The organism is Naasia lichenicola (genome assembly GCF_004801885.1).
Taxonomy (GTDB): domain Bacteria; phylum Actinomycetota; class Actinomycetes; order Actinomycetales; family Microbacteriaceae; genus Naasia; species Naasia lichenicola.
Genome location: NZ_SSSM01000003.1, coordinates 382,813 through 407,637, shown reverse-complemented (window position 1 = coordinate 407,637; position 24,825 = coordinate 382,813). Strand labels below are relative to the sequence as shown.

Annotated in this window: 26 protein-coding genes and 2 tRNA genes; 18 read left to right on the top strand and 10 right to left on the bottom strand. The window is 69.5% G+C overall.

Features of this window, described 5'->3' with window-relative positions:
- Positions 1-68: 68 nt before the first annotated feature.
- From gltX to E6C64_RS07065, 3 genes are all read left to right on the top strand, one after another.
- Positions 69-1,565, top strand: coding sequence for a glutamate--tRNA ligase (gene gltX / locus E6C64_RS07075; RefSeq protein WP_136426924.1), 1,497 nt, complete (start codon positions 69-71; stop codon positions 1,563-1,565).
- A gap of 142 nt (positions 1,566-1,707) precedes the next feature.
- Positions 1,708-1,779: transfer RNA gene (locus E6C64_RS07070), tRNA-Gln, on the top strand.
- Positions 1,780-1,892: 113 nt separating this feature from the next.
- Positions 1,893-2,630, top strand: coding sequence for a glutamine amidotransferase (locus E6C64_RS07065; protein WP_136426923.1), 738 nt, complete (start codon positions 1,893-1,895; stop codon positions 2,628-2,630).
- 67 nt (positions 2,631-2,697) lie between these two features.
- Here E6C64_RS07065 and E6C64_RS07060 read toward each other — a convergent pair whose 3' ends face one another.
- Positions 2,698-3,531, bottom strand: coding sequence for an SDR family oxidoreductase (locus E6C64_RS07060; RefSeq protein ID WP_199240985.1), 834 nt, complete (start codon positions 3,529-3,531; stop codon positions 2,698-2,700).
- On the bottom strand, positions 3,521-4,069 hold the full coding sequence (locus tag E6C64_RS07055) for a carboxymuconolactone decarboxylase family protein (protein WP_136426921.1): 549 nt from the start codon (positions 4,067-4,069) through the stop codon (positions 3,521-3,523). The genes E6C64_RS07060 and E6C64_RS07055 overlap by 11 nt, the downstream gene beginning before the upstream one ends.
- Positions 4,070-4,185: 116 nt before the next feature.
- On the opposite strand from E6C64_RS07055, the gene E6C64_RS19390 reads away from it, so the two are divergent.
- Together E6C64_RS19390 and E6C64_RS19385 are read left to right on the top strand one after the other, a co-directional pair.
- Positions 4,186-4,527 carry an NUDIX hydrolase gene (locus E6C64_RS19390; RefSeq protein WP_233255514.1) on the top strand — a complete coding sequence of 114 codons (342 nt, stop codon included), beginning with the start codon at positions 4,186-4,188 and terminating at the stop codon, positions 4,525-4,527.
- On the top strand, positions 4,493-4,840 hold the full coding sequence (locus E6C64_RS19385) for an NUDIX hydrolase (RefSeq protein ID WP_233255513.1): 348 nt from the start codon (positions 4,493-4,495) through the stop codon (positions 4,838-4,840). The genes E6C64_RS19390 and E6C64_RS19385 overlap by 35 nt, the downstream gene beginning before the upstream one ends.
- A 39-nt stretch (positions 4,841-4,879) precedes the next feature.
- On the opposite strand, the gene E6C64_RS07045 is transcribed toward E6C64_RS19385, so the two are convergent.
- On the bottom strand, positions 4,880-5,329 hold the full coding sequence (locus tag E6C64_RS07045; protein ID WP_136426920.1) for a PTS mannitol transporter subunit IIA: 450 nt from the start codon (positions 5,327-5,329) through the stop codon (positions 4,880-4,882).
- 154 nt (positions 5,330-5,483) lie between these two features.
- Here E6C64_RS07045 and E6C64_RS07040 point away from each other — a divergent pair, with 154 nt between their 5' ends.
- A complete protein-coding gene (locus E6C64_RS07040; RefSeq protein WP_136426919.1) occupies positions 5,484-6,194 on the top strand; it encodes a GNAT family N-acetyltransferase in 711 nt (236 codons plus the stop codon).
- A gap of 27 nt (positions 6,195-6,221) precedes the next feature.
- On the opposite strand, the gene E6C64_RS07035 is transcribed toward E6C64_RS07040, so the two are convergent.
- Entirely contained in the window at positions 6,222-6,548 is a 327-nt protein-coding gene (locus E6C64_RS07035; protein WP_233255512.1) for a nuclear transport factor 2 family protein, read from the bottom strand.
- Between the two features lie 70 nt (positions 6,549-6,618).
- On the opposite strand from E6C64_RS07035, the gene E6C64_RS07030 reads away from it, so the two are divergent.
- Positions 6,619-7,533, top strand: a complete 915-nt coding sequence (locus tag E6C64_RS07030; protein WP_136426917.1) for a J domain-containing protein — start codon at positions 6,619-6,621, stop codon at positions 7,531-7,533.
- 145 nt (positions 7,534-7,678) lie between these two features.
- Positions 7,679-8,077, top strand: a complete 399-nt coding sequence (locus E6C64_RS07025) for a PPOX class F420-dependent oxidoreductase (protein ID WP_136426916.1) — start codon at positions 7,679-7,681, stop codon at positions 8,075-8,077.
- Positions 8,078-8,200: 123 nt separating this feature from the next.
- Here the strand turns inward: E6C64_RS07025 and E6C64_RS07020 are convergent, their stop codons facing one another.
- Both E6C64_RS07020 and E6C64_RS07015 read right to left on the bottom strand, forming a co-directional pair.
- Positions 8,201-9,034 carry an FAD-binding oxidoreductase gene (locus E6C64_RS07020; RefSeq protein WP_136426915.1) on the bottom strand — a complete coding sequence of 278 codons (834 nt, stop codon included), beginning with the start codon at positions 9,032-9,034 and terminating at the stop codon, positions 8,201-8,203.
- A complete protein-coding gene (locus E6C64_RS07015; protein ID WP_136426914.1) occupies positions 9,031-9,630 on the bottom strand; it encodes a molybdopterin-dependent oxidoreductase in 600 nt (199 codons plus the stop codon). The genes E6C64_RS07020 and E6C64_RS07015 overlap by 4 nt, the downstream gene beginning before the upstream one ends.
- 172 nt (positions 9,631-9,802) lie before the next feature.
- Here E6C64_RS07015 and E6C64_RS07010 point away from each other — a divergent pair, with 172 nt between their 5' ends.
- From E6C64_RS07010 to E6C64_RS06995, 4 genes are read left to right on the top strand one after another with little or no spacing between them, the layout of a single operon-like run.
- A complete protein-coding gene (locus tag E6C64_RS07010) occupies positions 9,803-10,231 on the top strand; it encodes a TOBE domain-containing protein (RefSeq protein ID WP_233255511.1) in 429 nt (142 codons plus the stop codon).
- The gene (gene modA, locus E6C64_RS07005) at positions 10,228-11,049 is read left to right on the top strand and encodes a molybdate ABC transporter substrate-binding protein (protein ID WP_136426913.1); all 822 of its coding nucleotides are present in this window, start codon (positions 10,228-10,230) and stop codon (positions 11,047-11,049) included. The genes E6C64_RS07010 and modA overlap by 4 nt, the downstream gene beginning before the upstream one ends.
- Before the next feature lie 10 nt (positions 11,050-11,059).
- On the top strand, positions 11,060-11,923 hold the full coding sequence (locus E6C64_RS07000; RefSeq protein ID WP_233255510.1) for an ABC transporter permease: 864 nt from the start codon (positions 11,060-11,062) through the stop codon (positions 11,921-11,923).
- Positions 11,920-12,642: an ATP-binding cassette domain-containing protein gene (locus E6C64_RS06995; protein ID WP_136426911.1), complete on the top strand. Its 723-nt coding sequence runs from the start codon at positions 11,920-11,922 to the stop codon at positions 12,640-12,642. Before E6C64_RS07000 ends, E6C64_RS06995 begins: the two co-directional genes overlap by 4 nt.
- 7 nt (positions 12,643-12,649) lie before the next feature.
- Here the strand turns inward: E6C64_RS06995 and E6C64_RS06990 are convergent, their stop codons facing one another.
- Complete coding sequence (locus tag E6C64_RS06990) at positions 12,650-13,285, bottom strand: MBL fold metallo-hydrolase (RefSeq protein ID WP_136426910.1); 636 nt, start codon at positions 13,283-13,285, stop codon at positions 12,650-12,652.
- Positions 13,286-13,437: 152 nt separating this feature from the next.
- On the opposite strand from E6C64_RS06990, the gene E6C64_RS19380 reads away from it, so the two are divergent.
- The 3 genes from E6C64_RS19380 to E6C64_RS06975 all read left to right on the top strand — a co-directional run bounded on the left by E6C64_RS19380 (position 13,438) and on the right by E6C64_RS06975 (position 18,954).
- Entirely contained in the window at positions 13,438-17,607 is a 4,170-nt protein-coding gene (locus E6C64_RS19380; RefSeq protein ID WP_233255509.1) for a heavy metal translocating P-type ATPase, read from the top strand.
- Positions 17,608-17,816: 209 nt separating this feature from the next.
- On the top strand, positions 17,817-18,785 hold the full coding sequence (locus E6C64_RS06980; protein ID WP_136426909.1) for a diacylglycerol/lipid kinase family protein: 969 nt from the start codon (positions 17,817-17,819) through the stop codon (positions 18,783-18,785).
- 96 nt (positions 18,786-18,881) lie between these two features.
- Positions 18,882-18,954: transfer RNA gene (locus E6C64_RS06975), tRNA-Glu, on the top strand.
- A gap of 112 nt (positions 18,955-19,066) precedes the next feature.
- On the opposite strand, the gene E6C64_RS18915 is transcribed toward E6C64_RS06975, so the two are convergent.
- The 3 genes from E6C64_RS18915 to E6C64_RS06965 form a co-directional block, all read right to left on the bottom strand.
- Positions 19,067-19,225, bottom strand: coding sequence for a hypothetical protein (locus E6C64_RS18915; protein ID WP_158437768.1), 159 nt, complete (start codon positions 19,223-19,225; stop codon positions 19,067-19,069).
- Positions 19,226-19,332: 107 nt separating this feature from the next.
- Positions 19,333-20,298: an arginase family protein gene (locus tag E6C64_RS06970; RefSeq protein WP_136426908.1), complete on the bottom strand. Its 966-nt coding sequence runs from the start codon at positions 20,296-20,298 to the stop codon at positions 19,333-19,335.
- Positions 20,299-20,315: 17 nt separating this feature from the next.
- Complete coding sequence (locus E6C64_RS06965) at positions 20,316-21,011, bottom strand: alpha/beta fold hydrolase (protein WP_136426907.1); 696 nt, start codon at positions 21,009-21,011, stop codon at positions 20,316-20,318.
- A gap of 318 nt (positions 21,012-21,329) precedes the next feature.
- On the opposite strand from E6C64_RS06965, the gene E6C64_RS06960 reads away from it, so the two are divergent.
- The 3 genes from E6C64_RS06960 (at position 21,330) to leuD (ending at position 24,822) form a co-directional block, all read left to right on the top strand.
- Entirely contained in the window at positions 21,330-22,400 is a 1,071-nt protein-coding gene (locus E6C64_RS06960) for a TerC family protein (protein WP_136426906.1), read from the top strand.
- A gap of 239 nt (positions 22,401-22,639) precedes the next feature.
- The gene (gene leuC, locus E6C64_RS06955) at positions 22,640-24,208 is read left to right on the top strand and encodes a 3-isopropylmalate dehydratase large subunit (protein ID WP_233255508.1); all 1,569 of its coding nucleotides are present in this window, start codon (positions 22,640-22,642) and stop codon (positions 24,206-24,208) included.
- Positions 24,208-24,822 carry a 3-isopropylmalate dehydratase small subunit gene (gene leuD / locus E6C64_RS06950; RefSeq protein WP_136426905.1) on the top strand — a complete coding sequence of 205 codons (615 nt, stop codon included), beginning with the start codon at positions 24,208-24,210 and terminating at the stop codon, positions 24,820-24,822. Before leuC ends, leuD begins: the two co-directional genes overlap by 1 nt.
- The last annotated feature ends 3 nt before the right edge of the window (positions 24,823-24,825 follow it).

Genomic DNA, 24,825 nt, shown 5'->3' with positions numbered 1-24,825 from the left:
TGTGCACGAAATACGGTGCACATTCGGCCGGAACGGAGGAAGAGCTGGGTCGGTAGGCTTGCTGACCGATGTCCGACTATCCCGTAACCACCGCGACCGGCGCCGACGTGCGCGTGCGCTTCTGCCCATCGCCGACCGGAACGCCGCACGTCGGACTGGTCCGCACCGCTCTGTTCAACTGGGCCTATGCACGGCATACCGGCGGCAAGCTGATCTTCCGGATCGAGGACACCGACGCCGCCCGCGACAGCGAGGAGAGCTACGGCCAGATCGTCGAGGCGCTGCGCTGGCTGAAGCTCGACTGGGATGAGGGCATCGACGTCGGCGGACCGCACGGACCGTACCGCCAGTCGCTGCGCACGAGCATCTACCTCGACGTCATCGAGCGGCTCAAGGCGGGCGGCCATCTCTATGAGAGCTTCGCCACGGGCGAGGAGATCGAGCTGCGCAACATCGCCGCCGGCCGCGATCCCAAGGTCGGCTACGACAACTTCGAACGCGACCTCACCGAGGAGGAGCGCCAGGCCTTCCGCGACGAGGGGCGCGAGCCCGCGCTCCGACTGAGGGTTCCGGATCACGACCTCTCCTTCGACGACCTGGTCCGCGGACCCATCACCTTCCCGGCCGGGTCGTTCCCCGACTTCGTCGTCGTCCGCCCGAACGGCCAGCCCCTGTACACGCTGGTCAATCCGGTCGACGACGCGCTGATGGGGATCACCCATGTGCTCCGCGGCGAGGACATCCTCTCCTCGACCCCGCGCCAGATTGCCCTGTACGCCGCGCTGATCGAGATCGGGCTGACCACCTTCGTGCCGCGCTTCGGCCACCTGCCGTACGTGATGGGCGAGGGCAACAAGAAGCTCTCCAAGCGCGATCCCGAATCGAACCTGTTCCATCACCGCGACCGCGGCTTCATCCCCGAGGGCCTCGTCAACTACCTGGCGCTGCTCGGCTGGTCGCTCACCCACGACCGCGATGTCTTCAGCATCGACGAGATGACCGCCGCATTCGACGTCGAGAACGTCAACCCGAATCCGGCTCGCTTCGACCTCAAGAAGGCCGAGTCGATCAACGGCGACCACATCCGCCTGCTCGCTCCCGAGGACTTCGAGGAGCGGATCGTGCCCTACCTCGCCGGCATCGTGTCCGACCCGCCCACGCCGCTCGAGCGCGCCATCCTCCGGGAGGCGGCACCCATCGTGCAGGAGCGGGTCGGCGTGCTCGGCGAGGTGCGCGGGCTGCTCGAGTTCTTCTTCCTCGCGGACGACGCGATCCGCTACGACGAGGATGCGCTCCCCGGATCGAACGGTGCGCTGGTGCTCGACGCCTCTGTCGCCGCGCTCGAGCCGCTGATGGACTGGTCGCGGACCGAGATCGAGGCGACTCTGCGCACGGCGCTGATCGACGGCGCAGGACTCAAGCCGCGGGTGGCGTTCGGCCCGCTGCGGACGGCGCTCAGCGGACGGCGGATCAGTCCGCCGCTGTTCGAGTCGATGGAGATCCTGGGCAAGGAGTCCACCCTCGCCCGGCTCGACCGGCTGCGCGCCCACCTCTCGGCGAGCTGACCCGAGCGGGATCCCCCCGCCCGCGTGCGACGACAAGCGGGGACGACGGACGCTGCGGACAGCACGCGGCCGCGTCATACGGTAGAGTTACACGTCGGTTCGGGGCTCTGTCCTGACCGCCCGGAGCCCCTGGTGGCTCCAATGGGGTGTGGTGTAATTGGCAACACGGAAGATTCTGATTCTTTTGTTCTTGGTTCGAGTCCAGGCACCCCAGCACTGAAAGCCCCGCCATGCGCGGGGCTTCCCGCGTTTCCGGGGCGGTCGTCTTCACTACGCCCCGAGTCGGGTCGTGAGCAGTCGGGTCGGCGCGCCGTCTAGCCTTCTCGGATGAAGCCCTTCCTGCTGCTCGCCACCCGTCCCGAGGACGCGGCGGCCGATGGCGAGTACGAGGCGATGCTCCGGTTCAGCGGCTTGGACGAGTCGGAGCTGCATCGGATCCGGCTCGAGCAGCAGCCGCTCGGCGAGCTTCGTCTCGAGGACTACTCCGGGCTGATCATGGGTGGGAGCCCCTTCAACTCCTCGGACCCTCCTGAGACGAAGTCCGCCGTGCAGCTCAGGGTGGAGGGCGAGCTCGCCACCCTGCTGGATGCGGTGGTGGCCGCCGACTTCCCGATGCTCGGCGCCTGCTACGGCGTGGGAACGATCGGCACCCATCAGGGAGCGGTGGTCGACCGCACCTACTCGGAGCCGGTGGGCCCGGTCTCGGTGATGCTGACCGACGAGGGTCGGAAGGACCCGATCTTCGGCCTGCTGCCGACCGAATTCGAGGCCTTCGTCGGGCATAAGGAGGCGGTGCGCGAGCTTCCTCCGCACGCCGTGCGGCTCGCCTCATCGCCCGCGTGCCCGGTGCAGGCGTTCCGGATCGGCGCCAACGTCTACGCCACGCAGTTCCATCCCGAGCTGGACGCGGCCGGCATCGAGACCCGGATCGACGTCTACAGGCACGCGGGCTACTTTCCGCCGGAGGAGGCCGAAGCCCTTAAGGACCGGGCTCGCGCGAGCGATGTCCGGCACCCATCGACCGTCCTCAAGCGGTTCGTCGAGCGCTACGCCGTCTCCGCCTGACAGCGGCGGCGGGCTCGGCACGGCCGCCGGCAGGAGGCACCGCGCCATTCGACCAGGTTCGACTGGGTCAGCCCGTCAGCAGCCCCGCGTCGAGCACGACCTGTGATCCTGTCGCATAGCGCGATCGATCCGAGACGAGGAAGGCGACCAGCTCGGCGACGTCCTCCGGCTCGATCCACGGAACGCCTGGCAGCAGGTTGCCCGCCGAGCGCTCCGCGATCTCTTCGGCGGTCGCGCCCTCGAGCCAGGCGAGTCCGTCGTTCATCGGGGTGTTCACACCGGTCGGATGGATGCTCAGCACGCGCACGCCGTGCGGCGCCAGCTCGATCGCCCATGCCTTCGTGAGGCCGGTGAGGCCGTGCTTCGACGCGGTGTAGTGGGCGAGTCGATTGCCGCCGCGCAGTCCCATCACGGACGAGTTGTTGACGATCACCGCGTGCGGCGAGCGCTTGAGGTGGGGGATCGCGGCCCGCCCGACCTGGAAGGGTCCGGTCAGGTTGATGCCGATCATCGTGGCCCACTCGTCGTCGGTCATCTCATCGGAGGCCGCATAGGCGACGATCCCCGCGTTGTTGATCACGATGTCGAGGCCGCCGAGCTGCTCGACCGTGTCGGCCACGGCGGAGCGCACCGCGGAGTCGTCGCGCACGTCGGCGACGAAGGGAACCGCTCGGCGGCCGAGAGACGCCACCTCGGCGACGAGGGAGTCGAGCTCCTCCACGGAGCCCTGCCCGTATCCGGGGTACGCGATCTTCTGCGCCACGTCGAGCGCGGCGATGTCGGCGCCGGCGCGAGCCAGCGCGAGGGCGATCGCCCGGCCCTGACCATGGGCGGCGCCGGTGACGAATGCCACTCGCCCGTCCAGCCGCTCGCTCAGCACGGGGCGCGGCTCAGCGGACACGGTCGTCGCCCGTCTTCCGGTACCCGTAGAGGACCTCATCGAGCGGCACCCGTCCGGCGCTGTTGAAGAGGTTCGTCGCGGCCATCTGACCGGCGAACGAGATGAGCAGCAGGCGGGCCTGAGGGTCGGGGATGAACTCCTCCACTCGGCGGTAGAGCGGATCGGGCACCGCGGTGGGCGCCTGAGCGATCGCCCGTCCGAAGTCCAGCAGCAGGTCCTCGAGCGGCGTCGTGGCGGGATGGTCGGGGTCGTCGCCGCCGTCGATCAGGATCCTGCGGAAGAAGACAGAGCAGATCAGGCAGTCGTTCGCGTCGGAGATGGCGTGGGCGAAGACATGCACGGGCCGCTCGCCGAGGACTGCGGCCAGCCGGTCGAACAGGGTGTACCAGCCCATGTAGATCTCGAACGTGTCGGGATCGTGGAGCATGACGGCCTTCTGGTTCGTCAGACGTCCTGGGTGCCGGAGGACGAAGTCCTCCCAGGTCGCCTGCTGCTCAGCGGTGAGATGGGCCGGGTCCGGAGCGGGCAGGAAGCTCATGCTGGGGAGCCTACGCGGGAGCCGCAGGGACCCACGGATCCGTTACGTCGGAGGTGGGCCCGCCGATCCGGTCAGGTCGGACGGGTCGCATCGGGCGCGGCGATAGGGTGGCGCCCATGACCCGCGGAGTGGACGAGCCCGACGCCCGAGGTCGCACCGGCCTGCATCTCACCGGGATGGATCTGGATGGCAACCCGCGCGTGCGCATGCGCGAGGTCGAGCTCATCGCGACCGCGTGGCACGTCCTGCGTGCCAGCACCTTCGACATCCAGGGTGACGACGGACAGTGGAGCACTCAGCGCCGCGAGACCTACGACCGCGGCAACGGCGCCACGATCCTGCTCTACGACCACGACCGTCGGAGAGTGCTGCTCACGCGCCAGTTCCGCTACCCCCGCCTACGTCAACGGGCATCCCGACGGCGTGCTGATCGAGACGGCGGCGGGGCTGCTCGATGAGGATGACGCCGAGACCGCCATCCGGCGGGAGGCGGAGGAGGAGACCAACGTGGTCGTGGGCGACGTCGAGCACGTCTTCGACGTCTACATGTCGCCTGGATCGGTCACCGAGAAGCTGCACTTCTACGCCGCTCCGTACGACGGAGCCGGGCGGGACTGGGCGCGGGCGGGACTGGCGGACGAGGGCGAGGACATCGAGGTGCTCGAGATCGGCTTCGACGACGCTCTCACGATGATCGGCACCGAGATCGTCGACGCGAAGACGATCATGCTGCTGCAGTGGGCCGCCCTCACGGGGCCGTTCGCCACCTGAGGCGTCGAGCCATGCCGGCGGGCGCGCGGGGCGGGTGAGCTAGTCGTCCGTCGCGTCGAGCAGCGCGTACACCTCGTCGGGCGTCGTCGCCGATCGCAGCTGCGCGGCCCGCTCGGGCTCCAGCACGATGTCCGCGAGCCGGCTGAGCAGCGCGATGTGGCCGCCGCCCTCGGCGGAGATGCCGATGCAGAGCGTGACCGTCTCACCCTCCCAGTCGACGCCGTCGGGGAAGCGGAGGAAGACCAGGGCGTCGCGGTTGACCGCATCCTTCCCGGCGAGAGTGCCATGGGGGATCGCGATCCCCTCGCCGACGAAGGTCGACACCGCCTGCTCGCGCGCGAGCATCGCGTCGATGTACGGCTCCTCGACAGCTCCCGAGTCCACGAGCGCTCGACCGCACTGCCGAACCGCGTCGAAGCGGTCCTCCGCGCTGCCTCGAAATCGGATGGACTGCTGGGCCAGGATCGTGCCGATCGCGGGTTCCGTCATGCTCGCGCCTCCACCGTGCTCGTGTGCACGAGATTAGCCCTGCGCTGCAGTGGCAGCGTTCGCGCTCGAGGTCGGAGATCCATGCGCGCGCATAGCACACGCCCGGGATGCACCTTCTGATGACCCTTTGAGGTAGGTCCGGCACAGTGACCCGATGGGAATCAACTGGGGCGGGCGATCCTTCTCGCTGCGCCGGCGTCCGCGATTCCTGCGCGGTCCCTTCATGGAGCGGCCGCTCGACGCGACGCCGATCGCCACCAACCGGCTGCTGCTCCGCCCGCATCGGCTGCACGCCGCCGACGCCGAGGCGTGGCACTTCATCGTCAACGAGCCGAAGACCCGCGAGTTCCTGGAATGGCCGCATCGCGATCGTCATGCCAGCCGCAGACACCTCGAGCATCGGACTCGCCACGTGCGGCTGTGGCAGGCGGACGACTTCCTCGCACTTGCCATCGAGCTGGACGGCGTCGTGATCGGCGACGTCTCGCTTCATGTTCGCAGCACCGAGAAGTCCAACCGGTCCGCCGAGATCGGCTGGCTGCTGGACAGTCGGCACTCGGGCCGGGGCTATGCGACAGAGGCGGCGACCGCCATGCTCGCCCTGGCCTTCGACGTGCTCGAAGCGCAATGGGTGACCGCCATCGTTCGGACCGGCAACCTCCGCTCGGCCGCCCTCGCGCGTCGCCTCGGCTTCAACGCCGTTGCCGCGGGGGAGGAGCATGACGCGTTCCTCATGCCGGGCCTCACCTGGGACGAGCACGGTCGCGAGGCACGACGACGCTACGGAGTCGACCTCGGACCGGCGGAGCGCTCGATCAGCGCCACCACCTCTCCGGTCCGGATCCTGGCCGAGAAGATCCTCTAGTCGGATCCTCCAGCTCGGCGAGATGCTCTAGCTCGGAGAGATCGTCAATGCGCTGATCCGGTCGCCATCCACGCGGATGGTCATCGGTCCGGTCCCGTTGTAGCCGTTGCCCGTGACGGTCAAGGTGACCTCGAACTCCTCACCAGGAGCGGTCTCATCGACGCGGATCAGCTCGAAATGAGCCTGTTTCCCGATGTTGTCGCTGAGGTTCCAGCGCGCGATCCCGGCGCGTCCCCGGAACTCCCGACCCCAATCGATCAGGACTGCATCGTCCGTGAAGCCGGCGAGGAACGCATCGACGTCCCCGGAGTTCGTGCTCTCGATGAACCCGGCCACGGCAGGAGGAATGCTCACCGCTTCAGCATTCCACGGCATTCCGGTTGATATCTTCGAGCGTCCTGCCCCGATCGAGAGAGCACCCGCCATGGCCGACAGCCCGCTGACCGCGAGCCCGTACGAGATCCTCGGCATCTCGGCGACAGCGAGCGACGACGAGCTGCGCAAGGCCTATCGACGCAAGCTCCGCGAGACCCATCCGGACACCGGGGGAGCTCCCGCCCGCTTCCACGCGGTCCAGCTGGCCTGGGAGCGGATCGGCACTCCCGAGGCGCGCGCGGCGTTCGACCGCGGGGCGCCTGCCGCGGAGACCTCGCGACAGGCATGGGCACCCGCACCGCCGCCGAAGAGGGAGAGCCGCCCGCAGGCCCGATCCCACGGACATCCCGGCGGCTGGTGGCGCGAGGTCTACCTCGACAGCCTCCGCGAGTGGCTCGGAGTGGGCAACTCGGTCGACGATCCGTACGATCCCGCGCTGGTGCGGCGGGTTCCGCGGGAGATCCGGCACAGCCTCGCGGCCGCGGTGGCCGAAGAGGACACCGCCCGGGTGCTCGCCGAGCTGGGTATGGGCTACACGCTCTGGCACGACGTGGTCGCCGGAAGCGAGCCGATCGACAAGCTCGACCACATCGTGCTCGGTCCGACAGGACTGTGGGGCGTGCTGTCGGAGGACTGGGGATCGCCCGTCCGCATCCGGCGCGGCGAGGTCATCGGCGAGGGCATCCATCCCGACGAGCGCCCCGTGCACGACCTGGCCGTCCGCGCCAAGAACGTCGCCCGCGCCGCTCGGGTGCGGTTCAGCACGATCGTGCTCGTGGTGCCCGACGGCGCGGCCGAGGAGGGTGTCGCGTCGCTCGGGAAGATCAAGGGGATGCCGGCGCTGCTCGTCGAGCGCTCCCGACTGCCCGGACTGCTGCGCGCCGGCATCGCAGACGTCGGGGTCGGCGGAACGGACCTGTTCGAGGTGCGCACCCGCCTGCAGTCCACGATCCGCTTCGTCTGAGCCGCCCGCTCGCTCGCAGCCGCGTGCGCAGCGTTCGCGCAAGCGGAGATTCGGCTCCCAGATCCGTTTCGACCGCCAATCCGGGCGGAAGTCCGCTTGCGTGCACGGCCGATGCCTCTCCGGTCGAATTGGCTAGGGTCGGAGGATGGCCTCCAAGACGCTTCCCGAAGAGTTCCGCGACCTGCTCGAACGGCCCATCGTCGGCACGCTCGCCACCATCCGGAGCACCGATGGCGCTCCGACGGCGACCCCGATGTGGTTCCTGTGGGACGGCACGAGTCTCCAGTTCACCCACACGACGTATCGGCAGAAGCTGAAGAACCTCGAGGCGGAGCCACGGTTCTCGTTCACGATCATCGATCCCGACGATCCGTACCGCTACCTCGAGGTGCGCGGCCGCCTCGCGAGCATCGACCCCGATCCGACGGGCGCCCTCTACGTCGTCCTCGGCAAGCGCTACGGCAACGCGGAGCAGGCTCCGCCGCCCGACTCCGAGGACCGGGTCATCGTCAGCCTCACGCCAGAGGTGTTCCAGACCCACTGATTGCACGGATCAGGGGATTGCCCCCGAAAGCCGCCCGGATCCGGCCCCAAACGCCCCCACTCAACCCGGATCCCCTGATCGGTGAAACGTCCCCTGATCCGTGAAGGGATGCGGCGGGCAGGCTCAGCCGGTGGGGCCGAAGCGCTCCGTGCGGACGTTCTCCGGGGCGTGGCCGATGCCGACGAGTGCGTTCGCCACGACCTCGACGAAGGGCGTGGGGCCGCAGACATAGACGGTCGGCGCCGGTCCATCGGCGGATGACGGCGGCAGGCTGAGCTGCTGGATGATGGCCTGGTCGATGCGGCCGACCCGGTGCGGATGTCCTAAGGGGGCGGTGCGGGTGTAGATCCGCTCGACGACCAGGGCTCCGGCGCTCGACCGCTCGAGTGCGTCGAGCTCGTCCCGGTAGAACTCCACATCGGGGGACCGGACGGAGTACAGCAGCCGGAACGTCGCTGCCGATCCGATCTGCGCGTGGGTGCGGATCATCGCCATGATCGGCACGATGCCCGATCCGCCGGCGATCAGCTGCACGGAGCCAGTCTGCTCGGGCCGCCAGACGAACCACTGGCCGATCGGTCCGCGAACCTCGAACATGTCGCCGACCTCGACCGCCTCGACGAGGTAGGGCGACACCTCGCCCATCGCCATCAGATCGACCGTCAGCTCCAGCTGGCCGGCCGCGGCGGGCGATCCGATCGAGTAGGAGCGCTGCGCCGTGTAGCCGTCGGGTGCGGTGAGCCGCACGTCGAGGTGCTGGCCGGCCACGGTCGGCAGGAATCCGGGTGCCGACAGGTGCAGGGTTCGAGAGCCGGCGGTCTCCATCCGCGCCGAGACGACGGTTGCCGGCAGCCAGCGGATGGAGCCTGCGGGCGGCGCCCCGGCGATCGCCGGCTCGCTGCCCTGAGGAGGAACCCGCGGGGGAATGGGAGCCTGGGTGGGATCCGCCGTGCTCATTGACCCCAGTAGCGCTCTTCGCGCCACGGGTCGCCGTGCATGTTGTAGCCGTTCTGCTCCCAGAATCCGGGGGCGTCGCCGTTCATCAGTCGCAGCGAGGTCACCCACTTGGCGCTCTTCCAGAAGTAGAGCGCTGGCACCAGGAGGCGGGCGGGTCCGCCGTGCTCCGCGTGCAGGTCCTTGCCGTCGAACTCGTAGGCGACCCACGCCTTGCCGCCGGTGATCTCGGCCAGCGGGAGGTTGGTCGTGTAGCCGCCGTAGCTGGTGGCCATCACGTAGTCGGCGGTGGTCTCGATGCCGTCGAGGAACTTGTCGAGCGAGACGCCCTTCCAGGTCGTGCCGAACTTCGACCAGCTGGTGACGCAGTGGATGTCGGTGTCGATCTTCTCGGGGCCGAGATCGAGCATCCCCTGCCAGTTCCAGGCCTTCTTCTCGCCCGTCTCCGTGACGATGCTGAACTCCCACTGGTCCGTGCGGATCCGCTGGGTGGGCCCGGCGGTGAGCACCGGGAAGCCGCGCTCGAGATACTGCCCGGGCGGCAGCTTCACGTCGTCGGTGTTGCGCCGTCCGGTGAATCCGGGGGAGAAGATCGCCATTCCGCCTCCTGGCCTCGCGTAGGGACTCCACGCTAGCGCGGTCGGCGTGCGCGTGAAGGAGGCCCCTTCCGGCTCGTATCGGCCCTATATCGGTCGAGTGGGCTGGCACTTGGATAGGATCGACGCAGATGCGGCATCCGAGACTCGGAGTTGCCGCAGATGCGGAGCTCTTGTGACGGTCCCACGGATCAAGGTGTCGGACGCGGCGGCCCTCCTCGGCGTCAGCGACGACACACTCCGACGCTGGTCGGAAAGCGGACGGATCGGGCTCGAGTCCGACGGCAGGCGGATGACGGTCGACGCGGTCGAGCTCGCCGGCCTCGCGAGCGAGATCGCCGCGGAGTCCCTGCTCGCATCCGTCGGCCCGAAGCTCGGCGCGACCTCCGCCCGCAACCGCATTCCCGGCATCGTCACCCGCGTTCTGCGCGACGGCATCATGGCCCAGGTCGAGATCCAGGCGGGTCCGTTCCGGATGGTCTCCCTGATGAGTCGTGAGGCTGCCGACGAGCTGGGCCTCGAGCCCGGCCGCATCGCGTCCGCCACCGTCAAGGCCACGAACGTCGTCGTCGAGGCGTCGCCGAACCTGGAGACCGGCGCATGACCGCGCGGCGACTCTCGATCGTCATCGCGGCTGGCGCTCTCATCTCGGCGCTGATGCTCAGCGGATGCTCGAGCACACCCGCGACCGACGAAGCGACCGACCCCGCCGGGACGCCGATCGCGACGGGGACGGCCGACGAGCTCTCCGGAACGATCGTCGTCGACGCGGCCGCATCGCTCACCGAGAGCTTCACCACCATTGCGAACGAGTTCATGGAGCTGCACCCGAGTGTCACGGTGACGCTGAACTTCGGTGGCAGCTCGGCGCTCGCCACCGACATCGTCGACAACGGAGCGCCGGTCGACGTCTTCGCCGCAGCCAGCGCGAGCACGATGAAGACGGTCAGCGACGCAGGCCTCGCCGAAGGCGATCCGGTCGTCTTCGCCCGCAACCAGCTCGAGATCGTCACGCCCGCCGACAACCCCGGCCAGATCGCGGGCCTCGCCGACTTCACCGATCCCGACAAGGTCATCGCGGTCTGCGCCGTCGAAGTGCCATGCGGCGCCGCAGCCCAGAAGGTCTTCGACGCGGCGGGCATCACCGCCTCCGTCGACACGTACGAGCAGGACGTGAAGGCGGTGCTGACCAAGGTGGAGCTCGGCGAGGCGCAGGCGGGACTCGTCTACGTCACCGACGCGCTCGCCGCGGGCGACCAGGTGAACGCCATCGACTTCCCCGAAGCGGCCGGCGCCATCACGGACTACCCGATCGCGCCGATCAGCACCTCGGCCGCACCCGAGGTCGCCCAGGCGTTCGTCGACTACGTGCTCGGCGATGGCGCCTCCGTCATCGCCGCGGCGGGCTTTGCCGCCCCGTAACGGGCGCGCGGTGTCCGGGACGGGCTCACGGTCGGCGTCGCGGACGGGCTCCCGGCCGGCGTCACGGACGGCCCGGCTCTCGGCGAGGCGCCTTCCGAGGATCCTCTGGGTTCCCGCAGGAATCGGCGCGGCCCTGCTCATCCTTCCGCTCGCCGGCCTGGTCATCCGCGCACCGTGGGATCGGGTGGCCGAGCTCGCGCTGTCGCAGGGCACGCTCGAGGCCCTGCGACTCTCGCTCGTCACCGGGCTCGCATCGACGGCGCTCTGCCTGATCTTCGGCATCCCGCTCGCGACGATCCTCGCCGCGTCGGATGGCTGGCCGGGCATCGTGCGGCGGCTGCTCCGTGCCGGAGTGACCGTGCCGCTCGTGCTTCCGCCTGTCGTCGGCGGGATCGCGCTGCTGCTGCTCCTCGGCCGGCGGGGCCTGCTCGGGGCGCCGCTGCTCGCCGCGACCGGCTTCGCGCTGCCGTTCACGACCCCGGCCGTGGTCGTCGCTCAGACCTTCGTCTCGATGCCCTTCCTCGTCCTCGCGGTCGAGGGGGCCCTGCGCGGACTCGATCGCCGCTACGAGGACGCCGCCGCCACCCTGGGCGCATCCCGCTGGCGGGCGTTCAGCCGCATCACCCTGCCGATGATCGCTCCGGGGATCGCCGCGGGGGCAGTGCTGTGCTTCACCCGAGCGCTCGGCGAGTTCGGCGCCACGATCACGTTCGCGGGCAGCTTCCCCGGCGTCACTCAGACCCTGCCGATCGCGGCCTACCTCGGGCTGCAATCCGACCCGGACACCGCCATTGTGCTCGCTCTGCTCCTGCTCGCGGTGGCCGTCGGCGTGCTGCTCAGCCTCCGCGACCGATGGACAGGAGCGCTCCGATGAGCGACCTCGTCGCGCACCTCGTCGCCGAGCGCGGAGACTTCCTGCTCGACATCGAACTGGAATGCCGACCCGGTGAGGTGGTCGCCCTGCTGGGACGCAACGGCGCCGGCAAGTCCACCGCGCTGGCCGCGCTGGCCGGACTGCTGCCGCTCACGGGCGGCCGGATCGCTGTGGGCGACGCGATCCTCGACGATCCGGGATCGGATCGGTTTCTCGACGCGTCGCATCGCTCGATCGGCGTCGTGTTCCAGAGCTACCTGCTGTTCCCGCATCTGTCGGTGCTCGCCAATGTCGCCTTCGGGCTGCGCGCTCGGGGCCGCTCCCGGGGCGACTCGCAGCGGATCGCGCTCGACTGGCTGCGGCGGGTAGGGCTCGAGGATCGGGCGAAGGCCCGTCCATCGGCTCTCTCCGGCGGAATGGCCCAACGCGTCGCGCTCGCCCGTGCCCTCGCGCCGGAACCTGAGCTGCTCCTGCTGGATGAGCCGCTCGCCGCGCTCGACGCCGAGATCCGCGACTCCGTTCGGAGCGAGCTCGCGATCCGACTCCGCGAGCACACGGGATGCGCCGTGCTCGTCACCCACGATCCGGTCGATGCCGAGGTGCTCGCCGATCGCATCCTCGTGCTCGACCACGGTCGGATCGTGCAGAGCGGCACGGTCGACGAGCTGCGCCGCGATCCCATCTCGGCCTACGTGGCGGCGCTGTTCCCGGCGGAGTGAGGCCAGATCAGATGTCGATGAACTGGAACGGCTCGAGCGGGAACCACTCGCCGCCGACCTTCTCGACCGACGACTTGAGGCGGTCGCCGTGCATGTTGCGGCCGGCCACCGACAGCGTCATGTCATGGGTGGGGAATGCGCGCTTCGGGGCCACCGCCACCACGTAGTCCATGGCCTCTCCGACCTTCAGCCAGGGTGCACCAGCCGGTGCGGCGAGCGTGTCGACCTCGACCGCCGGCACGGTGAACGCATCGCCCGGGTAGAAGAGGGTGCCGTTGACGAGCACGCCGACGTTGTCCGGCACGGGGATGGACTCGTGGATGACCGCGTGCTTCTCGCCGAAGAACTCGAGGGTGAACGGGCCGACCTGGCGCGTGTCGCCTGCAGCCACCACGTCGATGGAGAAGTCCTTGGCCGCGTTCGCGACTCCCTGCGGACCGAAGATGACGGCCTCAGGGTTGCGGGTGATCAACCGGGTCAGCTGGTCGGGCGTCCAGTGATCCGGGTGCTCGTGGGTGAGCACGATGGCGACGACGTCGCCCTGATCCACGAGCGGGGTCGTGAAGACGCCGGGATCGATCACCAGCACCGATCCGGAATGCTCGATCTTGAGTGTGGCGTGCTCCAGCTTCGTGACTCTCATGCCCCCGAGCCAACACCCCCGTGGGGTGCGGTGCAACTCGGATGGGCTGGCCCCGCGATCGCGCTGCCTGCGCGGTTCGGAGCATGACGGGAGCAGCGCGGGCCACCGGCCGAACGGTTCGAGCGCATACACCTGCGGGGTAGCGTGGGCGGGTGACCACAGCGCCGGGAGGTCCCGCGCCATCCGACCCCGGGGATGGCGACGGCGTGGATGCTCCGCCTCGCAGGCGGAGCACGTTCCGAGGCGTGGGGGACGGCCATGCCCAGCGGCCCGCTCCGCGATCGCAGGCTGCCCGTCAGTCGGCGTCATCGCGTCGCGCGGCACCGCCTCTCGCCGAGTCCGAGCCGACGGATACTCCCCGCCCCGGGGCCGATCCCGCGGAGTGGGCACCTCTGACCGCGCCGGCGTCGAGCCGCGTCACGAGCCCGGCTGACGGTGCGGTTGGCGGTGCGGCTGATGGTGCTGGCGACGACGGATCAGCGCTGCCCCCAACGGTGCAGGCGCTCGCGCACTTCGATGACGAGCCCGACGGCGTCGATCTCGAGGACACGATGCCCGCCCAGGCGGTCCCGGCGACACGCGCGTGGGGCAGCGGCTCGGACGACCGGTCCGACCGCTCACCCGCTGATCCCGATCTGCAGGTGGCGTCTGTCGCGGGGGATCGCACCGACACCGCGCCAGCACGGGCGTCCGCCCCTGAGGCGATCGCACCGTCGATCCCCGACGACCTGGTGCCCGAGGCAGACCTGCCCGTATTCCTCGGGGGACCGGCGCCGGATCGCTCGGTGACCTGGACGCGCACCTCCCTCGGCCACCCGACGACGGGCCCGGTGAGCACCGTTCCCGAACCGCTTCCGCCGAGGCGCCTCGAGGCTCAGCCCGAGCCGGCACCCGAGGTCGCCGTGGCCGGCCGACGGGATGAGCCGATCGACGGCGCCGTCCGTCTCGGCGCGACCGACGGAACGGTCGACGGCGAGGATTCCCACCCGAACGAGGACGCCGCCGACCTTGCCGCGGACGCCGACATCGACGACGGCTCCTCGAATCCCGGATTCGCCTCACTCGCGGCTCGCATCGCGGCGGACGACCGCACCGATCTCCTCGGTCCCTCGAGAGGCTCGGATCCATCGGATCCGCTGCCTTCCGGCCGTGCGATCAGCTCGGCGGGAAGTCGTCGCTCCCTGCGCACGCAGCCGGGCGGACAATCGGGCGGACTGCCGGGCGGATCCCGCAGCGGGGCCAGCGCGCCCGCGCGGTCGACGGAGGAGCGGCCGATGTACCGGCCGCGCATCCGGAGGGGAGTCCAACCCGAGACCATCGGCAGCCGCCTGTCGGGCCTCGCCGCGCGGCTCACGGCATCCCGCTCCGCCGGGCCCGTGGCTTCGCCTCCCTCCCGCGCGGCTTCGACCGCGCGGTTCCCTCCTGAGGTTGACCAGCGGGATTCCCGGGCCGACGCGTCGGACGCGGAGACGACCCGACCGCTGCCGCCCGTCGGAGCCGTTCCGCTCGCCGACGCCCCCCGTGTCGAAGCCGCGTTCGTCGAGGCGCCGCCCGTCGACGCCTCAATTCTCGACACTTCGGCCGATGCAGCCCCGTCCCGTGCCTCGAACGCCGGTCGGCAGCCGGCGACGGAGTGGACGACCAGCGCGCCGCTCACTCCCGTCTCATCCGCGGACGTCGACGACTCGATCGGCACGGAGGACGTGCGCACTGCGGCTGTTTCTGCGCCGATCGCGGCGCACCCGGACGTCTTCCCCGCAGATGTCCCGGCCGATGCGACGGCTGCAGGAGCAGACGGTCCGGAGACGGCGGACGCATCGCCGCGTAGACCCCACGACGTGCCGATCGTGGGTATCACGCGCCGACGTCCGGGCCTGTCCGCATCCGACGTCTCCGCCGATGAAGCCGTCGCGCTCGAGTCATCCGAACCCCGATACCCGGAATCCGCTTCGTCCCCCGTCGACTCGGCCGCCGCAGCGGCCATGCGCAGTCGGCTCGAGGCGCTCGAGCGCTTCGCCCGCCGCGCGATGGCGGACGCGCCCGTCCTTCCCCGTGCCTCCCGCACCATCCGTCGAGGAGGCGGCTCGCGCGCGCTGTCCGCGAACCCTGTCGCTGACTCCGCGCCGACGTCGCACGGCGACGCGCGCTCTTCCCTCGAGCGTGGTGAGTCGGCGGTCCATGACCACCGCGGAGACGCCGAGCGGTCGGAGTCCAGCGGTCCCACGGGACATCACCCAGGCCACACCGGCCACGCGGCCCATGGCGATCATGGGGGCCACGATCCGGCACTGTTCCGACGCAAGCTGCTGATCAGCCTCGCGCTCGCCATCCCGACCCTGATCTTCTCCCGCGGCCTGCAGGACATCCTCGGCCTCACCGGGCCCCGGTTTCCGGGCAGCGACCTGATCCCGGCCGTCTTCGGCACGGCGATCTTCGTCTACGGGGGAGTCGTCTTCCTGCGCGGCGGCTACGAGGAGCTGCGCGCCCGCACGCCCGGGATGATGACGCTCATCTCCCTCGCGATCGTCGTGGCATTCGGCTACAGCCTCGCCGTGCTGTTCGGTCTCAACGGCATGGACTTCTGGTGGGAGCTCGCGACCCTGATCGTGATCATGCTCCTCGGACACTGGATCGAGATGTCCGCCGTTCTGCGCGCGGGCAACGCCCTGGGCGAGCTCGCCGCGCTGCTCCCCGACACCGCCGAGCGGCTGCGCAACGGCTCGTCGGACGAAGGCGACATCGTGCCCGTCTCCGAGCTGCAGCTCGGAGACCGCGTGATCGTGCGGCCCGGTAGCCGGATCCCCGCCGACGGCCGCGTGCTCGAAGGCGAGTCGACGGTGGACGAGTCGCTGCTGACGGGGGAGTCGGCGCCGGTCGCCAAGGTCTTCGGATCGGCCCTCATCGCGGGAAGCGTCAGCACCCGCTGGCTCACCCTCGAGGTGACCCGCATCGGAGGCGACACCGCGCTCGCCGGGATCATGCGCCTGGTCGCGGACGCCCAGGCCAGCCGGTCCGACGTCCAGCTGCTCGCCGACCGCGCCGCGAAGTGGCTGTTCTACGTCGCCCTCGGCGTCGCCTTCCTCACCTTCGTGGTGTGGGCGATCATCCGACCCGACGATCCGGCGTTCGTCCTGGAGCGGGTCGTCACCGTGCTGGTGATCGCCTGCCCGCATGCCCTCGGCCTCGCCATCCCGCTCGCCGCGCTGATCTCCACGACGACGGGAGCACGCAGCGGGCTGCTGGTGCGCAGTCGCGCGGCGCTCGAAGAGGCCCGCCTCGTCGACGTCGTCCTCTTCGACAAGACCGGAACGCTGACGCAGGGCAAGCAGGGCGTCGTCGACATCATCCCTGCCGTCACGAGCTCCACCGGCACCATCTCCGTGGTCAGCACCCGGACCGGATCGATGCCCGTCGTCGATCCGGGAGAGCTCGCCTCGCGCAAGGCCGAGCTGTTGAGTCTCGCCGCCAATGCCGAGGGCCGCTCCGAGCACCCCATCGGACGGGCCATCGTCGCCGAGGGACGCCTGCGCGGCATCTCGCCCCTGCTGACCACCGAATTCGTGGCGCTGCCCGGCCGCGGGGTCCAGGCAGACGTGCGCGGTCGCAAGATCTCCGTGCTGGGTCCCCGAGCCCTCATCGAGCGCGGACTGCACGGGGGAGCGGACATCGTGCTCGCGGCGAAGGCCGCCCATGCCCGCGGTGAGTCCGTGGTCTTCGTGCTCGAACGCAACGAGGTGCTGGGCCTGCTCAGCGTCGCGGACACGGTGCGGCCCGAGTCGAAGGCGGCCATCGACGCCCTGCACCGCAGAGGGGTGCGCGTGGCGATGGTGACCGGCGACACGCACGAGGTCGGATCGGCGGTCGCGAGCCAGCTCGGCATCGACGAGGTGTACGCGGAGGTCCTGCCCGGCGAGAAGGCGAAGACAGTCGCGGAGCTGCAGAGCCGCGGCGCCCGTGTGGCGATGGTCGGCGACGGCGTCAACGATGCGCCCGCTCTCGCGCAGGCCGATGTCGGGATCGCGATCGGCGCAGGCACAGGCGTCGCCATCGAGTCGGCGGGGATCGTGCTCGCCTCCAACGATCCTCGCGGAGTCGCCGATGTGCTGACCCTGTCGCGAGCGACCTACCGCACCATGCTGCAGAACCTCGGCTGGGCCGCCGGCTACAACGTGATCGCCCTTCCGCTCGCGGCCGGTGTCGCCATCGGCGCGGGCGTCGTCGTCTCGCCCGCGGTCGGAGCCCTGCTGATGTCGGTGTCGACCATCGTCGTGGCGCTCAACGCGCAGCTGCTCCGCCGAGTGCGCCTCACCGCGCGCCGCTGAGCCCCGGCTCCTCTGACGCGCTCGGCCACCTTTCCTCCCGTCGGCCAGGTTTCCTTCCCGTGCCGACGGTACGAAAGGTGGCCGTGGCGCTCGGACTCGAGGCCGGCGGGCTGCTGCGGGATGCGGGCGCACGCTCATCGGACCAAGTGGGGCGCCCCAGTTCGAGCGCGCCTGGGAGGCGGGGGCGTCCGCGCCCCCATAATCGGCACATGGACAACCAGCGCCACATCGTGGTGGCGATCAATCCGAACGCCTCCTTCGGCAAGGGCCGCGACGTCGGCCCACGAGCCGTCGACCGGTTCCGGGCTGCCGGATTCCGAGTGACCCCGCTCGTCGAGCGCAACTTCGAGAAGCTCCGCGCCGCCGCCCTGCGCGAGATCGAAGGCGCCGACGCGCTGATCGTGATCGGCGGCGACGGCATGGTCAACTTCGGCGTCAATCTGACCGTCAACACGCAGATCCCTCTCGGCATCATCCCGTCGGGTACCGGCAACGACATGGCGCGGGGGCTCGGCATCCCGTTCGACGACACCGACACGGCGGTCGACATCGCGATCGCCGCTCTCGACCGGCCGATGCGGCGGATCGATGCGGGCCGCGTCCGTCACGGAAAGGGCGATGCCAGCTTCACCACCTGGTTCGGCTGCCTGCTCTCCGCCGGCTTCGATGCCCTCTGCAACGAGCGCGCCAACCAGATGCGCTGGCCGAAGGGCCCCAGCCGCTACACGCTGGCACTGCTGATCGAGCTCCTCCGACTTCGCCCCTTCGACTACCACCTGGTGCTCGACGGAAAGCCGCATGATGAGCGCGGCGTGCTGCTCGCCGTGGCGAACAACGTCTCCCTCGGAGGCGGCATGCTCATCGCGCCGGATGCGCTCGTGGACGACGGGCAGCTCGACGTGGTCTTCGTCCGCCCGCTCGGCCGCTACCGGTTCCTCCGGATCTATCCCGAGGTGTTCTCCGGCAACCACCTGCGGCACACCGAGGTGGTCTGGACCAAGCGGGTCTCGAGCATCCGGATCGAGGAGCCGCGCGTCGTCGCCTACGCCGACGGCGAGCGGGTCGGATCGCTGCCCATCGACATCGACGTGGTGCCGGGCGCCCTGCCGATTCTGGCTCCCGAGACCCTGCCGCCCCGTCCGGTCCAGCGCGCCGATCCCAAGCGCGTCACCGCCTGACGCGCAGCGCCGCCGCCGTTCACCCCGTGTTCGCGGAGATCGCCGGCGTCGCCTATACTCGTTGAGGCGCTCCGCAGGTTGGAGTCGCCATCGTTCGGCCCCATCGTTTAGAGGCCTAGGACATCGCCCTCTCACGGCGGTAACGCGGGTTCGAATCCCGCTGGGGTCACGACACGCAAGAAGCCCCCGGCATGACGCCGGGGGCTTCTTGCATTCCACCGTGTCGGTGAATGCATCGGAGCGTTGTCAGCGTCCGGTCTGCACCCCACGGGCGAATGCGTTCAATTCATGACGTCGACGTTGATCTGGCCGGCGATCAGGCCGCCGACGGCGAGCGCGATGGCGGCCAGCACGATCCAGACCGCCTTCATCCAGGTGCGCGTACGGGCCCAGCGGGAGTCGCCCGACGCGTCATCGGACTCGGATCCTCGTGGCTTCATCGACGCTGGCTCCCTGCCCTCCGAACGACTGAGCGGTCCATGCGCGGAACACCCTCAACACTGGATGTCCGGTCAGAGCGCGAAGGTTCCATCTGCGCGAGATTCGGTCAGCAGGCGGTCTGGTCGACGCCGGCGATGTGGCCGGCGCGACCCGAGCCCAGTTCGCCTAGTCCAGCGACGAGCACCTCTGTCAGCAGCGCGGCGTACCGACCATCCGGGTCGAGCTCGGGATCGAAGACGGTGATCTGTACTCCGATGGCCTCGGGCGCCAGCTGCTGCAGGAGCTCGATCAGCTCGTCAGGGCCGAGCCCGCCGGGATCCGGACTGTCGACCGCCGGCATGAAGGACGGATCGAGCGCATCCACGTCGAGGTGGAGCCAATAGCCGCCATGCCCGACAACGGCGCGCGTGGCGTCGGCTGAAGCCGCAGCGCCGATCCGGGTCACTCGGCTCGCCGGAAGGACGAGCCCGATCGCGCGACGAACCTCAGCGAGCTCGTCGTCATCGTCGCGGCAGCCGATGTGCACCGTGCGGTCGGCGGCGAAGAAGGGCCCCAGGCCGTCGACGTCCGCGATGGCAGGGATATGGCGCCCGATCGCCGCCGCCAGATCCTCACCGGCGAGGCTCGCCCAGCTGTCGGAGTTGCCCGGGTGCCGGAAGTCGGTGTGCCCGTCGATGTGCACCAGGCCGGCGCCTGGTATCCCCGAGAGACCGATGCCGGCGCCGATCAGCAGGCTGCAGTCGCCGCCGATCACGAGCGGAACCCGTCCCTCCCCGAGAAGGTGCGCGATGCGATGACCGAGCCGACGGGCGTGCTCGACTATCTGGTCCTGGTTCCTCAGACGGCCCGGCGGGCGGGTCTCATCGTCATCGACGTATCTGCCCGGCACGACAGCACCCGCGTCGATGGCGCCGGCGTTGGCGAAGCGGGTGAACAACCCAGCCGTGCGCAGTGCGTCGGGTGCCCCGGAGGTGCCGGGTTCCCGTCCCTGAGCCGGCGGCCGCAAGCCCAGTCCGCTCGGCGCGGACAGCAGGGCGATCCGCCCGCCGGTTCGTCCGGCTCCCGCGTTCATCGCCTGCTCCACGCGGGTCAGCGAAGCGCGGCGAGAATCGCCTCGGCCAGTTCCTCGGGCTTGGTGAACTGCGGCCAGTGGCCCGTCGGCAGCTCGACGTACTCCACGTCCTTCAGCGCGGCCAGCTCGGCGACCATGGGAACCTCCTGTGCGATGAACGCCTCGATCTGAGCGATGGGGAACTCGCAGGTGATGACGGTGGCCGGCACATGCCGGCGGCTCTCATCGGACAGCGACTGCCGGTCGTACGCGACTCTGCGGGCCTCCGGAATGGCGCGAGCACGGAACGACTCGCGCAGATCCTCGTCGAGATCGACCAGATCGGCCTCCTGGAAGAAGTCCCATGGCGGAAGCGGGATGCTGTCGCCGACAGCAGGGAGGGAGTCGTTGATCGGAAATCCATCGGGCAGGGGGAAGGAGTCGACGTAGATCGTTCGGACCACACGCTGCGGCCGGGCATCGACGGCGCCGTAGATCGTCGGACCACCACCCGAGTGCCCGACCAGCACCACATGACCGTCGATGCCGTCGATCGCGTCGACCACTGCGGCGACATGATCGGCGATGCCGATGCCGGCCCGGTCCGCCCCCAGGCTGTCTCGGCCCGGCGGCGTGAGCGCGATCACCTCGTGACCGGCCAGTCGGATCGGCCGCGCCACCTCGTCCCAGGACGAGCCGTCGAGCCAGAACCCCGGAACCAGGACGATGTTCATCCCTGCACGCTACGCCGGACCTCCGACAGCATCCAGGCCCGCCCGACACCTGCGCCCGGCACCGGAAAAGCGCAACGGCCCATGACCTTCCACCTGCCTTCGAGCTTTTCACGCGCCGGAAACGTGGAGCGGGGAGGAGGCCCGCTACGCTTGCCCGAGCGAAGGGGAGTATCCCGATTCGCCATGTCCGTCAGGACGGGTCGCGCAGCCGCGGCTCCGGGCATGGTGGCATCCGATCCGCGTCATGCGAATGACATCCGATCCGGGTGCGGGAGAGACTTTCGACGATACGTCGAGCCTCGAAAGGCCCTCTCTCCAATGATTCCCGTCTGGTTCGAGATCACCTCGTTCGTCGTCCTCGGCGCCATCCTCGTCGGCGACCTCGTGCTCGCCTACATGCGACCGCACATCCCGTCGATCCGCGAGTCGGCCATCTGGGTCTCGATCTACGTGGTGCTCGCGCTGATCTTCGCCGGCCTGCTCTTCCTGCTCGGCGACACGACCCAGGCGGGGGAGTTCCTCGCCGGCTGGCTGACGGAGTACAGCCTCAGCATCGACAACCTGTTCGTCTTCGTCATCATCATGGCCAACTTCTCGGTGCCCAAGAAGTACCAGCAGGAGATCCTGATGGTGGGCATCATCCTGGCGCTGATCTTCCGCGGGATCTTCATCCTGCTCGGCGCCGCCCTGATCGAGAACTTCAGCTGGATCTTCTACATCTTCGGTGCGTTCCTCGTCTACACGGCCTACACGCAGGCCTTCGGCAAGGACCACTCGGCCGAGGGCGAGAGCCGGATCATCGCCTTCCTCCGCAAGCGGATCGCCATCACCGACACCTTCGACGGCAACAGGATCCGGACGGTCGTCGACGGCAAGAAGATCTTCACGCCGATCCTGATTGTGTTCATCGCCATCGGCTCGACGGATCTGCTGTTCGCGCTCGACTCGATCCCGGCCATCTTCGGCATCACCCAGGATCCGTTCCTGGTCTTCACGGCCAACATCTTCGCCCTCATGGGGCTGCGCCAGCTCTACTTCCTGCTCGGCGACCTCGTCGACAAGCTGATCTACCTCAAGTACGGGATCGCGTTCATCCTCGGCTTCATCGGCGTCAAGCTCGTCTTCCATGCGCTGCACGAGAACGAGCTGCCCTTCATCAACGGCGGCGAGCACGTCGAGTGGGCGCCCGACATCGGCACCGGCCTGTCGCTCGGCGTGATCGTCGTCTCCATGGCCGTCGCCACGATCGCGAGCCTGATCAAGATGAAGCGCGATCCCGACCTGCCCAATCCCAGCGAGCTGCACCTCGGCAGCACCAAGGACCCGGCGGAAGAGGCGTCCACCCCGAAGGCGGCGGACACGCCGGTCGACAAGAGCGCCGAGCACTAGGGGCAGCACCAGGGCGGAGTCGTGGAGGCTGTCCGGAGACCCGATCTCTCGACGGGATCGGCGGCTGATCGCGGTGGTAATGTGGCGGCGTGCGTTCCGCCCGGCTCCTTCTTAGCTGCCGCGACGAGGCCTGAGCTCTTCAGTCCTTCCTCGTCGCGGAGTCTGCCATGGGCTGACCAGCTGACGCCTCCCCGGGCCGGCTGCCGATCCACGACGTCGAGATCGACCGAAAGAGAATCATGACCGCACCCTTCAGCCCTGAGCCCGAGACCCCCGCGTCCGGAGCTCCCGAGCCCGATTCCAGCACGCGGGGCCTGACCCTCGCCGAGAAGGTCTGGAACGCGCACCTCGTCAAGAAGGGCGAGGACGGCACCCCCGACCTGCTCTACATCGACCTGCACCTCGTGCACGAGGTCACCAGCCCGCAGGCCTTCGACGGCCTGCGGATGGCCGGTCGGCCCGTTCGCCGCCCCGATCTGACGATCGCGACCGAAGACCACAACACCCCGACGCTGGCCATCGACAAGCCGATCGCCGACCTGACCAGCCGCACGCAGATCGAGACCCTGCGCCGCAACGCCAAGGAGTTCGGCGTGCGCCTGCACTCGCTCGGCGACATCGAGCAGGGCATCGTGCACGTCGTCGGCCCGCAGCTGGGCCTGACCCAGCCGGGCATCACGGTCGTCTGCGGCGACTCGCACACCTCCACCCACGGCGCGTTCGGCGCGATGGCCTTCGGCATCGGCACGAGCGAGGTCGAGCACGTGCTCGCCACCCAGACCCTGCCACTGCAGCCCTTCAAGACCATGGCCATCACGGTCGAGGGCGAGCTGCGTCCCGGCGTCACGGCGAAGGACATCATCCTCGCCGTCATCGCCCAGATCGGCACCGGCGGCGGCCAGGGCTACGTGCTCGAGTACCGTGGCAGCGCCATCCGCGGGCTGTCGATGGACGGCCGGATGACCATCTGCAACATGTCGATCGAGGCGGGCGCCCGCGCCGGCATGGTCGCCCCCGACGAGACCACCTTCGCCTACCTGAAGGGTCGCCCGCACGCACCAGAAGGTGCCGACTGGGACGCGGCCGTCGAGTACTGGCGCACCCTGCAGACCGATGACGACGCCGTGTTCGACGCCGAGGTGTTCCTCGATGCCAACGCCCTCGAGCCGTTCGTGACCTGGGGGACCAACCCCGGGCAGGGCGTCTCGCTGTCCGACTCGGTGCCCATCCCGTCGGAGATCCGCGACGCCAACGAGCGCGCCTCCGCCGAACGGGCGCTCGAATACATGGATCTGGCGGCGGGCACGCCGATGAAGGACATCGCCGTCGACGCCGTGTTCATGGGCTCGTGCACCAACAGCCGGATCGAGGACCTCCGCGCCTTCGCGTCGATCGTCAAGGGCCGCACCAAGGCGCCGGGGGTGCGCGTGATGGTGGTCCCCGGCTCCGCGCGGGTGCGGATCGAGGCCGAGGCGGAGGGCCTCGACAAGGTGTTCACCGAGTTCGGCGCCGAGTGGCGGTTCGCCGGATGCTCGATGTGCCTCGGCATGAATCCCGATCAGCTCGCTCCGGGGGAGCGCTGCGCGTCCACCTCCAACCGCAACTTCGAGGGCCGCCAGGGCAAGGGCGGACGCACCCACCTGGTCTCCCCGCTCGTCGCGGCCGCCACCGCGGTCCGCGGCACGCTGTCGAGCCCATGGGACCTGGAACACGACGACGCGCTGAACAACATCGCCGAGACCAGCACCGTCATCAGACAGGCCCTTCGGGACGTCGCAAGCTCCTCCTCAGGACAGGTGTCCGCCTGATGGATGCGTTCACCACTCACACCGGCGTCGGCGTCCCGTTCCGTCGCAACAACGTCGACACCGATCAGATCATCCCCGCGGTCTTCCTGAAGCGCGTCACCAAGACGGGCTTCGAGGACGCGCTGTTCTACCAGTGGCGCCAGGATCCGGCCTTCGAGCTCAACCAGCCGCAGTACGCCGGGGCATCCGTCCTGGTCGCCGGTCACGACTTCGGGACCGGCTCCAGCCGCGAGCACGCGGTCTGGGCCCTGCGCGACTACGGCTTCCGGGTCGTGCTCAGCACCCGCTTCGGCGACATCTTCCGCGGCAACTCCGGCAAGCAGGGACTGGTCGCCGGCACGGTCTCCGAGAGCGATCTGGAGAAACTCTGGGCCGCAATGGAGGCGAACCCAGGAATAGCCGTTACCGTCGATCTTGTTGCAAAGAAGGCCTCCATCGGAGATTCCTCCGCTGGCAGCCTCTCCGTACCGTTCGACATCGACGACTACACCAGATGGAGGCTGCTCGAGGGTCTCGACGACATCGCCCTGACCCTGCGCGACGAAGAGCGCATCGCAGAATTCGAAGGACGCCGCGAAAGCTGGCGGCCGACCACTCTTCCCGCACGCAGCTGAGCG